At 56.8% G+C, this 14,822-nt stretch carries 13 protein-coding genes; 5 read left to right on the top strand and 8 right to left on the bottom strand.

Features of this window, described 5'->3' with window-relative positions:
- Both AC2FH8_RS01350 and brxL read left to right on the top strand, forming a co-directional pair.
- On the top strand, nt 1–2,529 hold the full coding sequence (locus AC2FH8_RS01350) for a PglZ domain-containing protein (RefSeq protein WP_496687795.1): 2,529 nt from the start codon (nt 1–3) through the stop codon (nt 2,527–2,529).
- A 5-nt stretch (nt 2,530–2,534) separates the two neighbouring features.
- On the top strand, nt 2,535–4,622 hold the full coding sequence (gene brxL, locus AC2FH8_RS01345; protein WP_496687792.1) for a BREX system Lon protease-like protein BrxL: 2,088 nt from the start codon (nt 2,535–2,537) through the stop codon (nt 4,620–4,622).
- Between the two features lie 13 nt (nt 4,623–4,635).
- Here the strand turns inward: brxL and AC2FH8_RS01340 are convergent, their stop codons facing one another.
- From AC2FH8_RS01340 to AC2FH8_RS01305, 8 genes are all read right to left on the bottom strand, one after another.
- Nucleotides 4,636–4,764, bottom strand: a complete 129-nt coding sequence (locus AC2FH8_RS01340) for a hypothetical protein (protein WP_496687789.1) — start codon at nt 4,762–4,764, stop codon at nt 4,636–4,638.
- 31 nt (nt 4,765–4,795) lie between these two features.
- Nucleotides 4,796–5,053, bottom strand: a complete 258-nt coding sequence (locus tag AC2FH8_RS01335) for a hypothetical protein (protein ID WP_496687787.1) — start codon at nt 5,051–5,053, stop codon at nt 4,796–4,798.
- A complete protein-coding gene (locus AC2FH8_RS01330; protein ID WP_496687784.1) occupies nt 5,050–5,724 on the bottom strand; it encodes a YcbK family protein in 675 nt (224 codons plus the stop codon). The genes AC2FH8_RS01335 and AC2FH8_RS01330 overlap by 4 nt, the downstream gene beginning before the upstream one ends.
- 74 nt (nt 5,725–5,798) lie before the next feature.
- Nucleotides 5,799–6,053 (bottom strand): DUF6127 family protein, encoded by a 255-nt coding sequence (locus tag AC2FH8_RS01325; protein ID WP_199908126.1) that lies wholly within the window; start codon nt 6,051–6,053, stop codon nt 5,799–5,801.
- A gap of 32 nt (nt 6,054–6,085) precedes the next feature.
- Nucleotides 6,086–7,081 carry an FscB gene (locus AC2FH8_RS01320; RefSeq protein WP_496687781.1) on the bottom strand — a complete coding sequence of 332 codons (996 nt, stop codon included), beginning with the start codon at nt 7,079–7,081 and terminating at the stop codon, nt 6,086–6,088.
- On the bottom strand, nt 7,078–10,419 hold the full coding sequence (locus AC2FH8_RS01315) for a VWA domain-containing protein (protein ID WP_496687779.1): 3,342 nt from the start codon (nt 10,417–10,419) through the stop codon (nt 7,078–7,080). The genes AC2FH8_RS01320 and AC2FH8_RS01315 overlap by 4 nt, the downstream gene beginning before the upstream one ends.
- Before the next feature lie 3 nt (nt 10,420–10,422).
- Nucleotides 10,423–10,641: a hypothetical protein gene (locus AC2FH8_RS01310; RefSeq protein ID WP_496687776.1), complete on the bottom strand. Its 219-nt coding sequence runs from the start codon at nt 10,639–10,641 to the stop codon at nt 10,423–10,425.
- On the bottom strand, nt 10,638–10,781 hold the full coding sequence (locus tag AC2FH8_RS01305) for a hypothetical protein (protein WP_496687773.1): 144 nt from the start codon (nt 10,779–10,781) through the stop codon (nt 10,638–10,640). The genes AC2FH8_RS01310 and AC2FH8_RS01305 overlap by 4 nt, the downstream gene beginning before the upstream one ends.
- Between AC2FH8_RS01305 and AC2FH8_RS01300 the strand changes: the two genes are divergently transcribed.
- From AC2FH8_RS01300 to AC2FH8_RS01290, 3 genes are all read left to right on the top strand, one after another.
- On the top strand, nt 10,734–11,045 hold the full coding sequence (locus AC2FH8_RS01300; protein ID WP_496688213.1) for a S24 family peptidase: 312 nt from the start codon (nt 10,734–10,736) through the stop codon (nt 11,043–11,045). The genes AC2FH8_RS01305 and AC2FH8_RS01300 overlap by 48 nt on opposite strands.
- A gap of 48 nt (nt 11,046–11,093) precedes the next feature.
- Nucleotides 11,094–11,264, top strand: coding sequence for a hypothetical protein (locus tag AC2FH8_RS01295; RefSeq protein WP_496687771.1), 171 nt, complete (start codon nt 11,094–11,096; stop codon nt 11,262–11,264).
- Between the two features lie 243 nt (nt 11,265–11,507).
- Complete coding sequence (locus AC2FH8_RS01290; RefSeq protein ID WP_496687769.1) at nt 11,508–14,708, top strand: phosphoribosyltransferase-like protein; 3,201 nt, start codon at nt 11,508–11,510, stop codon at nt 14,706–14,708.
- Nucleotides 14,709–14,822 lie beyond the last annotated feature (114 nt).

The following is a 14,822-nucleotide window of genomic DNA, read 5'->3' as shown; positions in this document are numbered from 1 at the left end:
ATGAGTATTGCCACCTTCATCCGCGACACCGTTTTGCGCCCCCGCCTTCTGCAAGCGGGCTGCATGGTCGTCTATGACCCCGATCACCGGTACCACGACCTGTGTTTGGGACTTGGCGATGACCGCATCCGTGTGATTGACGCCTCTGAAAGCAGCATCGAGAGCCGCCAGGAAGCGATCATGGCACTGCGCGAAGTCGGCAAGGCGAAGCGTGAGATCGATGCGCTGGTGGTCTACGTACCGCAGCGACGCACGGAAACCGATGAAGAAAAGCAAGCTGACCCCTTTTCAATTTATGCGCAAAGCGGAGCGGTTTTTCCCCAGGACGACGGTGACGATTACCTGAGCCTTTGCCTGCGTGCGAAGCCAGATCACGCGACTGAAATACGCCGCATCTTTGCAGGGTCGCCTAATGGCCCGTCCTTCCCTGTGATTGATGCGATTGGCGGTGGTGCCAGCTGGCCACAGCTAAGGGCTGCGCTGAGGGTCGAATCCGGACGCGAAATCCTGACGGCGCTGTTGGCGCCGAGTGCCAAGCAAGCTGACGCCCTCAAGTCTCAAGAAGGCTGGAGCGACGAAGCCCGGGAATTCCTGCGCGCGACCTTGGGGATGAGCGTCAAGACACGAGGCAAGACCTGGACTTCGATCGCCGACGAACTCTGGAGGTTCGTTCTCTTCAGCGAGTTCGTCTTTGATCTGCCGGTTCCCTTGCCGGAGTCTCTCAAGGGCGTTCCTCACTCACCGGTCGAAGCAAAGCCGATCGTCGAGGATGTGTGCGATCGCCTCCGCACCAACCCCGTAACTCGGGACATCTACATTGAGCGCGCGGAGGCCATTGAGGCTGAGCTCTCTCTTCCAGAGCAGTGCCGCGATATCGATGACCTTGGCGATCGCGACACGTTCCCGTTCGAGGAACGCACCTTCCTCAAGGCCGCGATCAAGGGCATCTCGACCAACGAAACTGACACGACCCGCGGCATCATCGGTCGCCATAGGAACTCTGTCTGGATCGGCAAAGGAGAAAGCCAGGCACAGTGGGAATTGATCCGCACCGGCCTAGCGCTGATTGAATGCTGTGACGACAACGAACGCCAGCTACCGGAACACGCTCGATCACAAGCAGATTTGCTAGATTTCTATCTTGGAAGCCTGCGAGAAGCGGACCGCCTTCAACGCGAATTTGAGCAGGCGGTTGGAGACTTTCTCGATCCCCACGACATCATGCACGAAGTCATTGACCAGGCCCGGTCTCGATATCGTCGCCTGGCGGAAAAAATCCAAACAGTCTTTATTAAGCACATCGAGGGTGCGGGTTGGCCTCCGGAAGGCAGATTGGCCAATGCCGACGTCTATGACCGACTTCTGGCCGACCGCCTGAAAGAAAATGGACGAAGAGTTGCTTACCTCATGGTCGACGCTCTACGGTATGAGCTTGGCGTGACACTTGAAAAGCAGCTGTCTGAAGACGGGCCAGTCGAGCTTCAAGCTGCCTATGCCCAATTACCGACAATAACCCTTGTCGGTATGGCCAGCCTTCTTCCTGGTGCCCGAACGCAGTTGTCGCTCGAGATCGAAGGCGACGCGCTCGCTCCGAAACTTGGAACGGCCAAAGTCGGAAACGTCACCCAGAGAATGGATGTGCTTCGAAAGAAGCTTGGTGATCGATTCCAGGAGATGCCTCTGAGCGACTTTGTTCGGGGAAAGCCGAAGATCACGCCCACCGTCGATCTCCTAGTGCTACGATCAACAGAGATCGATAGTCAGCTCGAGAGCAATCCTGAGACCACGCTCGGCTTGATACCAAGCACTTTGAAGCTCATTCGTGTCGCCCTGCACAAGCTGCGTGGAATGGGGTTCAAAGAGGCCGTGATCGTCACGGACCATGGCTTTTTTCTCAACGGTCACGCTGCAGCCGGTGACGTTTGCACTAAGCCGCAAGGAAATTGGCCGGTAAATGCGCATGACCGAGCCCTACTTGGAAATGGAAACAGCGACTCTCACAGTGTTGTTTTAAACTCCGAGAAGCTTGGTATTCGGGGGAGCTTCGCGCAAATCGCTCTCCCCAAGAGCATGGCGCCCTACAGAGCTGGACACCTTTACTTCCACGGCGGAGCTTCCTTGGCGGAGGCCGTTGTACCTGTGATCATTGCCCGCCTCGATAATGAAGAACACTCGACCGCCGCCAAAATGAGTGTCGAACTCAGCTACAAAAACGGCGCGAAACGAATTACGACACGAGTTCCCGTGGTCGAAATTGCATTGGTTTCTGACGACATGTTTGCTCAAGAAGAAAGTGTCGAGGTGCTAATTGAAGCTCAGGACGGAAAGGGGAATGTGGTTGGTGAGCCGCGAGCAGGTGGTGACGTGAACCCCGCAACGCGCACGATCACGTTAACGCCTGGCCAGCGCAAGCAGATTGCCCTGCGAATGGATCCCGACTTTGAGGGGAAATTCTCGATAAAAGCCCTGAACCCAACAACTCTAGCGAGCCTAAGCGCGCTGAATCTTGAGACGGATTATACCGTATGAACGACATGGATGAACTGGACCAACAGCTAACATCAACATTCGATGGCAAGGTTGTTCGAAAAGATCTGCTTCACCGGATCAAGAAGGGCACAAACGTACCAACATTCGTGCTTGAGTTTCTCTTGGCACGCTACTGCGCAAGCGACGACCAGGCTGAAATGGATGCAGGTATGGAAGCCGTGCTTGCAACCCTTCAGGATAATTACGTAAGGCCTGACGAGGCCAATGCCGCTCAATCGAAGGTGGCAACCAAAGGCAAACATCGCTTCATTGACAAGGTTCACGTCCGATACGTTGAAAAGGAAAAAAGGCACTGGGCTTCGCTAGAGAACTTCAACTCGCAGCGCATCGCTATTGGAGAGAAATTCTATCGGGACAACGAGCGGCTCCTCGAGGGTGGAATCTGGGCAGAGGTCACACTTTCACATAACGATATCGAGGAAGATGATTACGCCTTCTACATAGAAGACTTGCGTCCGATTCAGCTCTCACGCTTTGACTTTGAACAGTACACGGATGGCCGCAGCACCTTTACTCGAGATGATTGGCTCAACGTCATCATGAGATCGGTCGGCTTGGAACCGTCCAAGCTTTCTCAACGAGTCAAAATGCACTTCGTGGCTCGTTTGGCCCCCCTTGTAGAGCCCAACTACAACTATATCGAGCTAGGCCCTCGCGGAACCGGAAAGTCGTATTTCTTCAGTGAATTTTCGCCCTACGCGACGCTCATATCTGGCGGTCAGGCAACAAAAGCAACACTCTTCTATAACAACGCTCGTCGTAAGGTTGGTTTGGTTGGCTACTGGGACACAGTGGCATTTGACGAAGTTGGGGGGATCAAGGTCCGTGATCCGGATACGATCCAAATCATGAAGGACTTCATGGCGAATGGACGATTTTCGCGTGGCGCAGAAGTCATCGCTGATGCCAGTCTCAGTTTTGTAGGCAACATCGACCTGTCCGTGAGCCAGGTCGTCAACTCGACAGAATACGACCTCTTTCAGCCGCTGCCGCCCGAACTTGACCTGGCAATAATGGACCGGTTCGCAGCATATATTCCTGGCTGGGAGTTCCCAAAGAACAGCAGTTCATTCTTGACCAGCAGGTACGGATTTATCACTGACTATCTTGCTGAGGCATTCCATTATCAATTTAAGCATACGAATAGATATGAAGAGGTGAATCGGCGCATTCAGCTCGGGAAAGCCGTTGAGGGGCGTGACGAGAAGGGCATCAAGAAAACTGTGGCGGCGTTCTTGAAAATACTTCATCCAAATGGAGCGCCGAGTGACGAGGAATTCGAGGAGTATGTAGCGTATGCGGTGGAATGCCGTCGCCGGGTAAAGGAACAGATGAACAAGCGCAAACCAGATGATGAATTTGCCTTAATTAATCTTTCGTACTTCACTTCAGATGGGACAGAGGTGGTTGTGTATTGTCCGGAGTCAAAAGATGCGGCAGCCACTCAGGAACCGACACGGAGAAGGCTCAACGTTGCTGAGCAGACGGAATCTGAACCGGATGAGGAAGAAGCGTCGACCACCAGCGCCCCCGAGGTTCAGAGTAGCCCGGCCCCAACAACACCGGGTGAGACAAGCCCTGTTCAACCCCAGCTCCGCGAACAACACTTCACCATTATGTATGGAGACACGGGTCACAGTTACGAGTCGATCATCGGCCCATATCTTTCTGGTGCGAAGTCGGTAGTCATAGAGGACCCATACATCCGCCTTCAGCACCAAATTCAGAATTTTGTCCGATTCTGCGAAACAGTATTGCGGTCAGGAACAGTAAAAAAGATTGATTTGGTAACTGGGTATGACGACAAGACCCAGCTCGCGGAAATACATGAAAAGCTTGATGACTTGAAGCAAAGCCTGCTGGAGGTGGACGTTGTACTGGATGTTAAAATCAATTCAAACATGCACGACCGTGAAATCCGCTTAGATAATGGGTGGGTAATCAAGATTGGGCGAGGCCTTGACTTCTACCAGCGCCCCAGCAGTTGGTTCGAGGTTGGGGCGAGTGATTTAAGCTTACGTAAATGCTTGGAGACTAAGGTCGACATCTACAAAGTCGAAACTGCAAAGTAAGGCGTTTGCACTATTACTGGCAGTTACGTGCTTGATCCCGCATGAGAGCATAGTCGCCCATCATCTCGACGACGGCTGATCCATTCGGCAGCGCCGCCAATTCCTCGGCCGCTCGCGCCTGAACCTCCCGGCTGTACTCCACGACCGGCGGACATGTCGCCAACCCGCCTGCTTCAAAACCCTCCGTCGCGCAGCCGGTCAACCAGCTCGTCGCGATTACGAGGACGGCGAGCCGCCGCCTCCAGCATCCGGCGTTGGATTTCAATAGTCTTCTCCCTGGTTTCGAAACGTTCCGCCATGCGACCGACACGCTCACCGGCGCGCCGGATCGAAATCAGGAACAGGACAATGGCGGCGGCGATGGCACCGTAGCGCAAAATGGCCCGCGCCCATGGGTTGGCGGTGATCCCTCCGAGTATGGTGGTGATCATCGCTGCCCCCGCTTCCAATCATCGAGGCGGGCGTAGATCGTGACCGCAATGCCAACGAGCGCCACGGCGATGAAGACCCAGCGAACCGTGTCGAGATATGGCACCAGAGGCAGGACGGCGGACTGGGTCTCGGACAGGACGCTCTGTGCGACTTCGACCCCCGCCGCGCCCAGCGTCGCCACCCCGGCCGCTCCGCCACCTTTCATCGTGCGGCTGTGGCCTAAAACCTCGCGCGCGGGACGTGCTTCCTCGGCGAAAGCCCTCGCTCGGATCGGAAACCGCTCGCCCCATTGGCGGGCCGGGCCAAGATCGACATGGATGAAACCCGAGCGCGGATAGAAGCCGAACCCAAGGAACCCGACTGCGCGTGCCGCCGCCTCGAACACGACCGGGTCATGGTTAGACATTGCGATATCGAAGGCCGCGCCATCCATGTGCTTGGACCGCGTCGCGCCACCGACTGCGCGGTTGTGCTCCGGGCTACGATATGCGGACCGCACGATCAGCGGCTTGCCCAGCCGGTCGCGCAGCGCCTGCAGCTTGTCCAGCGCGGGTTCGTTGATCAGAAGCTTGCCGGTGCCCCGGCATGCGATTTCGGCGGGCGAGAAATTGGGCCAGCGCCAGGTGTCCTCGGGCACGTCGTGCCAATGGTCGTAAAAGGTCGTGGTCATGGTGTCCTCCAGAAACGAAGAAACCCGCCACAAGGGCGGGTGCAGGTGGTCAGGTAAATTGAGGTGGAGCGCGGCTACGGACCGCCGCCGAAGATCTTGAGCTTCAGGGCGATCCCGGCGAGGAGCGCCAGCATCACGCCAGTGGTGATGAGATGCACCGCTGTCTGAACGGCCGTGCGCCGCACGAAGCGGATGCAGTCGAGCAGTGAACGCAGATCTCGGATGTCGAGGGCCGCGTCCTTGCCATCGATTCCGGCATCAGCAAGCGCGCGCTTGGCACCCGCTTCAGCAGCGCGCGTCAGCATCGCCTGGAATTCGATCTCGGACATGCGCATGTCGCCCTGATCGGCGCGAGGAGGCGTCATGACGAGACAATCCCGACTTCCGTCGGCAGCGCGGCCGTGGTCCAGGGCGTGCTGTCGGCCGGGTTAACGTCCCAGGTCGAATAGACCGGACTGGCCATATCCGGCGACGGCGTACCCGGCGACGCATCATAGTCGACCCCGCCGATCCGCAGAAACCCCGCAATACCGGTTGGCCCTGCCGTTCCGAGCTGCGCCAGTTGCTTTACGTGCACGCCCGCGATGGCCGAGGCCCCGGCTGGACCTGTTGGCCCCGCCAGCGAAAATGACAGGCGCTGACCGGCGATGTCGCTCGCGGCGCGAGTGGCGATGTCGCCGTCCTTCACCGCATCGACCCCGCCCGAAAAGGCGTCATAGGTCGCCACCAGATCGGGCGTGCGTCGCGCGAACCGCCTCCCGATGGTCGAGACGCCGTCGAGCACCGCGATATGGGCGTAGTAGCAGGTGGTGTTGGTGTAATAGTCGTGGAGTCCGAAGTTTTTCCAGATGCACTTCACCGGCTTGCCCTTGCCGCCGGTGTTCGGTGCGGTGGCGCTGCTCTGCAGGACGCCGTCGACGTAGAATTCGATGGTAATGTCGGTACCAACCGAGATCCGGGCATCAACCCAGTACGGTTGGCCATCGGCGGCGCTGAACGAGGACGCGCCCTCCTGCGTCGTGTCGCCATAGGCCATTGCGTGGTATTTCTCATCATCACGCTCCGTGCGGACACTGGCGATGAGTCTGCTGCTATCGTCATAGAACTCGAGGAAGCTGCCATCCGTGCCGATGAAACTCGCGGTGTTCGCGGGAGCCCGGTAGCGGAACCCGAGCCACACATCGCCGGTAGGCGGACCCCAGGAGGCCGAGAACGGGACGGAGGCCGTCTCCGTCGTCGTGATCTTGATACAGTTGACGTCGAGATCGGCGTCGAACCCGGCGGCGTCAGCGCTGATGCGGCCCTCGACGCCCGCAAGATCGGTGACCTGGTGGCCGAGATGGAGGATGTGGCTCATGGAAGTACCTCTATGTAGAGAGCGGCCACGGCGGCCGTGAGACGGGACTGGCCGCCCCATTCGTTGAAGATGTCGATGTCCGGTATGGTGAGGCGCGCATCACTGCCAAAGGCGATCCATATGGCGGCGTCTGCGATGGTCAGCTGTGCCGCCCCGCCGCGATCGAGGAAGATTACCGTCTCGGCAACGGTCAAGCGCGCGTCGGCCCCGATCTCGGTCCAGGCGGAGACCTCGGCGACCTTGATACCGTCCGGCATGAAGAGCCGGATCGACCGCGCCTGCCAGGCCTCATAGCTTATGGTCCCGGTCGTGCGCCGCGCCTGCACCCGGACCTCGAAATGTTTCGTGCCGGTGGGTGCTGCGAGGATCGGCACATCCTCCTTGGTCAGCGTGATGCTGTTGGCGGCGCCCACGTCTATCACGGCGGCGGGTGGCTCGATGGTTGTATCGGTATCGGGATCGACCCAGCGAATTTCGACCGCATAGGTGACACCCGGCTCTGGCCCGATGTCGGCCGCGTCATAGGCATCGAACACGCTGCTGGTCTGGGTGAGCCTGTCGCGATGGGACCAGGTCAGCAGGACCGGCCCGAGGTTCAGGACGTTCGGGTTCACGACCGAGACGCCATTGCCGCGCAGATCACCGGCTGGCAGCGGCCGGATCGCGCGGCTGGCCAGCGACACGACATCTTCGGGTGCCTGCGCGAGCGGCAGTGTCCCGAAACCCGTCTCGGGCAGCATCTTGATCGTGACCGACTCTCCGGCAGCAAACCCCGCCTCTGAAGCATTGGCCAGCTGCTGCCAACAGATCACCGGCGTGCCCGCGGGATGGGCCAGCGGAACCGTGTCGAGACACCCGCGCCCGACGGTCAGCGTCGTCGCGCTTACCCCATCGATCCGGACCAACTCATCGCCGATCACGGCCAGCGTGCCGATGGCCACGTCCCCGAGCCCGGTCCAGCTGCCGACGGTAAGGACGCGTTCGGCCGGATCGTCACTGACGTCTGACACGAGCAGCCCCGTCGGCACGAACTCGACCGCTTCTTCCAGCGTGTAACCCGCGCCGTTGTCGCTCCAGACCTGAGCCGAGAGCGCATCGGCCGAAGGCCTTTCCCCAGCCGCGACAATCGCGCCAGCACCGGGGTCCTCATCAAGGAGTGCGTCCGCCTGCGCATGCCCCAACTCCTGGACCAGCAACCAGTATGGCGCTTCAGCCACCCAGCGGCGAGTCAGCGGCTTGGGCGGCAGGATCAGACTGCCGGGATCGCCGCTTTCGCCACCAACAAGGGCGGTCTCGCCAAGCGCGAAGACATCCTCGGCGATCCTGAGGCGCACGCCATTGGCGCGCCCGTCGCCATGATCGATCTCGACGATGCGGACCACGACGCCTTCGAGCCCGCGCCTCGGGTTTGACAGCACGATCACGTCGCCCGGATCGAGATTGGCGCCAACCCGGGAAACGGTGATCTCGCCCGACAGGATCGGTGCCGACAGCGCCCGCAGATCGCGATCCGCGACCCGCACTGCAAGGGACTCGAAGCGAATGCCGGGGTAATCGACTGTGGCGCTAATAACCTGGCCGAGGTCTTGGACAAGAGCCGTGTCTGTTACGCTGACCGATCCGATTTGATCGGTGCGGGCGTCAGAAAACTTTGCCGTGACGCAGTTCACGAGATCTGCGGCCTCACGACGGCCGAGCTCGCCCCAGTCGACGACATTGGTCTCGTCGAAGACCGGCAGCGTCTCTGGATCATAGTCAGCCCGGATCAGGCGCAACTCCCAGCGACCCGAGCGGCGGTCGACATAAAGATAAGCGTCGATGTGCTTCAGCACGTCAGCGATGAAATCCTCGATGGTCGATTCCCGCTGCCAGAGCAGCGACAACCCGAAGCCTTCGGAGAAGAGCGCGTCCGCAGCGCTGGCAAAGCTGGGGCCGATGTCCGAGAACGTGTGCCCGAGCCCCCAATCCCCGTTGGTCAAACACTCCCGGATGATGTGCGCCGGGTTCATGTCGGGGCCTTGCCCGAAGGCTGCGCGAAGCGAGGCGACCAGTGCATCGGGATCGCCGGGCGGCACCACCGGCACACCATCGACGGGCGTGTTGTCGATCTGGGCGGTCGCGCTGGTGTCCGACAGCGCGATGTTGAAGGCGAAGACATCGACCTCCGAGATGCCTGCGAGCGTTGCGATGGCGGTCTGCAGGGTCGAGGCCGGGCTCGGTTCTCCATCGGTCACGAAGATCAGGATGCGGCGTTTGCCGCCCGATCCGTTGAAAAACGCCCCTGCCTGGCTGACCGCGACGCCGAAATCCGTCCCGCCACTGACGGAGCTTGAAAGCGCGTCGACCCAATCCTTGAGCTCGCCGTAGGCCGTGGCATCGGCGTCGCGCCGCAGGATCGAGCCGGAAACGGTGGAGTTCCAGGTGACGATCTGGACGTCGTTGGGCTCCAGGGCATTCTCGCCGATCTCTTCGACCAGACGCGAGACGGCAGCTATTTGAGCCGCCATGCGCGATCCCGACATTGAGCCCGATGCGTCCATGGCGATGTAGATCGCGGCATCCCCGATCCGCACTTCGGGCACGATCTGTGCCTTTTCGGGATACCATTGTTGGCCGCCATCCTCGGCCTTCAGGATCCGCGTCAGGCGCACCGACCATGGCTTGAGGTAGGGGTTTAGGCCGAGAAACACTTGCCGCAGCACCAGCGAGCAGATCCCACGATAGCCCGGCGCGTCTGCCCCGGCATTGGCCGCGAGATAGTCGTTCTGCGCCTGGCTCGGCGCGCCCATCAGCACGTCGATGTCGCCGACGATGCCGCCTTCGCGCTTCTCGCCGCCGAAGAGATCGGGCTTGTTGATCCGGATGCGTCCGCCTGCTGCACCGCCGTTCAGGCTTGGCACGCTGGCCGCATCCGACACCGCCACCGATTGGGCCGTGAAGGCTGTGGCGGCGGGCTCGACGAGCCAGGTGGTGATGCCGCTGCCCGCAGTATAGCTTACAGCTTGGACGGTCACAGTGCGGGTTGTGTTGTCCGTCAGAAGTTGCAGGTCATAGCTCTGGCCGAGCCTAATGCCGCTGAGCATGCCCGGGAACCGGACCTCGGCCACGCTATCGCCCGCTGCGGCAGCAGTGGCGGACATGCCCGTGACCGTGCCGTAGCTTGCCAGCGCGCCGACACCGGTTCCTTGTAACGTGCTCTGACCCGTTCCGATCGACCAGGCTGTGCGGTCATCAACACGGATCTCGTGGATCGCATCCACAGGTCCGTGACAGAGCGCCAGATGCGCCCCAAGCGAATAGCGGTAGCCGACAGTTTGTGACTTGGAACGACCGCCCATGGCTCAAGTCTCTCTCGCGGCGTGTGCGGCGCGTTTCTCAGCCTCTGCGATCACGCGGAATGCCAGGGCGTCACCGGTCGCGGCGAGCACGTCGGCTGGAAGTCCGTCTGCTAGGAAAACCTGCCAGTCGAGGCCATGGCGGCGGAACCATGGCCGCGCGCCCTGAAAGCAAAGCCGTGACGCGCGCAGGTCCTGCACCGTGACGATCAGATCTTCGCTCATTTCTTGCCGCCTTTCTTGCGGATCGGATCGACTTTGAGATCTCCCGCCCAGACGACACCCCGGGCCGCGCCTACCATTTCCGCCGCTCCTGGATAAAGGGCAGCCTCAAGGCCAGTCCGTCGCAGCTGCGTATCATGCATGTGGAGGGCGATAGCATGGCGCCGACCCTGCTGGATGGGGACACTGTGCTGGTCGACATGACCCGTCGCGCACCGAACCCGCCCGGTATCTTCGTTCTGGATGACGGCATGGGGTTAGTGGCCAAGCGACTCGAGCATGTGCCCAACAGCGATCCGCCCGCGGTGCGGGTGATCTCGGACAACGGTTTCTACAGTCCCTATGAGCGCAGCGCGGAGGAAATCCACATCGTCGGCCGCATCCGCTGGTTCGCACGGGAAATCTGACATGATCGAATTTTGCCAGATCGACGAAGCAAACCCGGCGCTGGGGCATTGACCGATGGTGCGGGCGCTGGAAAAGACCTTCGCCCCCTTTGCTGGACAGGCTTGCTGCAAGAAACCCGTGCCAAGGGGCTGCTTCGGACAAAGGAGAGCACATTCACCAAAACGCCGCTGTGGAGAGCGGCGCTGCGGCTGGAGACGGATGAAAAGTTTACCTCGTGACAACATGAACTCCGAGCACTACGACGGTTCGTCGCAAGCATCTGAAAAGTATCTCTTTACCGAGAGATGCGTCCTGACATGCTCGCCTCGTTTCGGTGCCAACGTCGAGCTCTCTGAATCTTTGTGGAGACCTGAGCGCAAGACTTGCAACCCGAAAGCAAGGCACTCATGGTTAGGATGAATCATAGTGAGCAAACGACAGGCAACCTCCGCCTGTAGCAGTACGCTAGCAATAGGCTGAAAATGCACAAAAAATCATCAAAAAGTGGCAAGCACATTTATCTCGTAGAGCAAGCCGTAAGACAGCAAAAACCAGATATTGCTCGCACCGAACTACGCAATTGGCTAACCGACGTTGTAAAAGGCGAGAGTTTAAGTGGATCCTTAGCCGAAATGCTGTCCGAGACAGCACGTAGATCTGTTAAAGACAAACGCATTCCTCCTGTTCTGCTTAGATTTCTTGCCGATGGTGAAGTGATATTAGTTGATGGCTGGAAAAACGACACGCAGCGGTCGATAGTTGAAATCTGTGAAAGTGCCGTCCCTGAGATGTGCAATTTCTTGAAACTAGAAAGTAAAATGCAGACCTTTGAGAAATTTTCATTACTTGAGGGCGCTCATTCAAATTTCTGCAACATACTTAATCCGGTAAAAGTTTCATACGGAGACATAGATTCACTCCTAAACTCCCAGAAGTCGATACTGGCACCATTCAATCATAAGCAGGTCCGTGCCTATTGCGAACCTTTCGGCGTCGACGATCTAAAAGTTGGCATTGAGAGCGTAATTGGTCACCTAAAGAAAGTTGCGAACCCCACAGTCACCTTTCTGGAGGATTTTGAAGACTGTAAACGCGCACTGAAGCAATTAAGAGATGTTGCAAGAGAAATTGGCTCGTTCTTATCTGAAGACTACGCACTGCCATTTGTTGATATGGTCGAGGATCTTCTTAGTAAATACGTGTCGGCGGCCCGGACACGGTTTGCAACCGAAATTAATCCAGGGTGGCCATCTTCAGGTCTGCAAAAGAAGTATCCGCTTCATGAGTTCGAACGAGAGTTCATTCTATCCTTTCCACTTCGCAATGATGGACAAGGAATGGCTGTCGAAATCCGTGCAGAAATTGCCCTAAGTTCAGATTCAATCGTACTTGAGGCACCTTCTGCCTCACTTGGCAACGTGATGCCAGGCGAATTTTCACTGGTTGTAAAAGCCATGGTTATGGCTCCTTGCCAATCGTTCGATGGCCTGCTCGAGCTAGAGTGGTCTGAATTTGGAACTAGTGCAAGAAAAAGCAAAACGCTTGAGTTCACGGTGTCAGCTCAGGCACATGATATTGATTGGGCAAGTCTAACTTATTGGACGCCTTATAGCACTGATGTTGCACAGGGAGCCAACTTCATCGGAAGGGTGGAGCAAGTTCAGCACCTTGCAAGTAAGCTACTTCGCTCACCAATGGAACCCTTCTACATCACGGGACAAAAACGAGTAGGCAAAACTTCCCTAGTTCGTGCGGCAACGACGTTCGCGGAGCAGAATGCGCCAAGTGGTGAGATAAGAAACCATTTCATTCTTTGGGGCGACGTCGCGCACGCCGACCCCAGCATCGCAATGCAGCAAATTGGAGAAAGTATTGAAGATTTTGTTCTCGACAGCCTTCCGGTAAAATCTGACTTGCAAAGGCAGGATTACGGAGGCTCGCTATCTTCACTTCTGAAAGTTTTCGACCTCGCAATGAAAATTGCTCCTCAATCTAAATATGTAATTACAATAGATGAATTTGATGAAATCCCACAAGAGCTTTATCTTTATGGCAATCTCGCCGAGACATTTTTCGCGAATCTGAGATCAATTTCTCGACGCAGCAACGTCTGTATTGTACTTGTTGGCGGCGAAAATATGTCTTACGTCATGTCTCGACAGGGCCAAAAATTAAATAATTTCACAAAGATAAGTTTAAGTTACTTTTCTCGCGACGAGGATTGGCCTGACTTCCAAGAAATGGTAAAGAGGCCTTCTGCAACAAAATTGAGCTGGCATGATGACGCCGTAGCAGAAGTGTTCAATATATCGAATGGGAATCCCTACTACGCAAAACTGGTATGCGCCGGGGTTGCTAGAAGGGCAATTTCCGATAGAGATGCTGATATAACCAAAAACGAGGTCTCTTTGGCCTCGCAGGAGCAACTCTCAACGCTTGGGTCAAATTCATTTGCCCATCTTTGGCAGGACGGCATCCCAAAGTCACCTGAGGATCGAGAGCCAGACATTTTAAGGCGAAGCCGTGTCCTTGTTGCCGCCGCGCGGTGCTTGCGTGATAGCGTACCGCTCACTTTGGATAATTTGGTTGAGCGAAAGGTTTCTGTCGATTTAAACTCGGGAGAGATCCAGAGTGTCCTGAACGACCTTCAGATGCGTCAAATCATTGAAGAAAAATTTGGTGAGTATCATTTTTCCCTTCCGATTTTTAGTGGTTGGTTAGCTGACGTTGGCGCGAGTGAGCTCGTAGCGGACACGCTCAGTGAAGAACTTGCTCAATCAGTTTTGGCTGAAGAGAACGCAGCGATGGTTCGGTCCAATGAGGTGGTCGCTCTTGCGAAGTCATGGCCAACATATCGCGGTAGATCAGTTGGCGCCGATGAAATTCGGGCGTGGTACCAGCAGGTTAAAGAAATAAAAGAACAACGCATCCTATTCGAATTGCTAAAAAAGGTACGAGTTTACAGTGAAGCCCAACTGAGGGAACGCTTGGAAACTGCACATACCTTTGTCAGGAGGGCAATCCCTCCAGAGGTCCAAAAGACCAAAAACCAGCGCCGGAATGATATTGCGGTCGTGTATGTGGATGGAGAAGGAAAGAGCGGATCAGCATATGCGGCGATGTACGCGGAGCAGAACAGAATATCGGCTAAGGCCGTTTTCAGCTCAAGTTCGTTTAAAGAAAAGATAAAGGAGCATAGTGATTTACATGGCCTGCCCGCCGCAGTGGTCATTGTGGATGATATTGCTGCGACAGGAGGCTCTTTAGAAGGTAATGTGAGGAGATTTGTTGATGAGCATGAAGTTATTTTCGGCACTGCAAAACTGAGGGTAATATCTCTGATCGCCACTCAGACCGCTTATGATCGACTAGTTGGTGCGTTTCAAAATATGGGAGTCGATGCGGATTTTCGCGCCTGTGAAGTAATTGGTGATGAGCATATTGCTTTTCCTACGAGCAAAGAGGGATGGGGGTCAGGTGAAAACTGGTTGCGAGCAAAGGCACTTTGCGAGCAAATTGGTTCGAACATTTACCGAAACAATCCGCTAGGTTATGGGGACATGGGCTTGCTAGTGGTATTTCCTACAACGGTACCGAATAATTCTCTCCCAATCCTACACTCCTACTCTAAATCAGGCGGGGATCGGAAATGGTCTCCAATCTTTGAGCGCGTGACACACTAAGAAGCGCAAGAACCCGATGCTTTTGGCATATGAAAGTGAAGATCTTACTTGGATGCATGAGCACCTCAGCTCTACAGAATCTCGTTTTATCAACGCCTCTAGACCAAAGATGTA

Source organism: Ruegeria sp. CDSC025, assembly GCF_059610805.1.
This window is presented reverse-complemented; position numbering and strand designations above follow the sequence as displayed.

Excerpts from the sequence above, each read along its gene's own strand:
- AC2FH8_RS01350 (WP_496687795.1), top strand. The coding sequence starts at position 1 with ATGAGTATTGCCACCTTCATCCGCGACACCGTTTTGCGCCCCCGCCTT.
- brxL (WP_496687792.1), top strand. The coding sequence starts at position 2,535 with ATGGATGAACTGGACCAACAGCTAACATCAACATTCGATGGCAAGGTT.
- AC2FH8_RS01335 (WP_496687787.1), bottom strand. The coding sequence starts at position 5,053 with ATGATCACCACCATACTCGGAGGGATCACCGCCAACCCATGGGCGCGG.
- AC2FH8_RS01330 (WP_496687784.1), bottom strand. The coding sequence starts at position 5,724 with ATGACCACGACCTTTTACGACCATTGGCACGACGTGCCCGAGGACACC.
- AC2FH8_RS01325 (WP_199908126.1), bottom strand. The coding sequence starts at position 6,053 with ATGTCCGAGATCGAATTCCAGGCGATGCTGACGCGCGCTGCTGAAGCG.
- AC2FH8_RS01320 (WP_496687781.1), bottom strand. The coding sequence starts at position 7,081 with ATGAGCCACATCCTCCATCTCGGCCACCAGGTCACCGATCTTGCGGGC.
- AC2FH8_RS01315 (WP_496687779.1), bottom strand. The coding sequence starts at position 10,419 with ATGGGCGGTCGTTCCAAGTCACAAACTGTCGGCTACCGCTATTCGCTT.
- AC2FH8_RS01310 (WP_496687776.1), bottom strand. The coding sequence starts at position 10,641 with ATGAGCGAAGATCTGATCGTCACGGTGCAGGACCTGCGCGCGTCACGG.
- AC2FH8_RS01305 (WP_496687773.1), bottom strand. The coding sequence starts at position 10,781 with ATGCATGATACGCAGCTGCGACGGACTGGCCTTGAGGCTGCCCTTTAT.
- AC2FH8_RS01290 (WP_496687769.1), top strand. The coding sequence starts at position 11,508 with ATGCACAAAAAATCATCAAAAAGTGGCAAGCACATTTATCTCGTAGAG.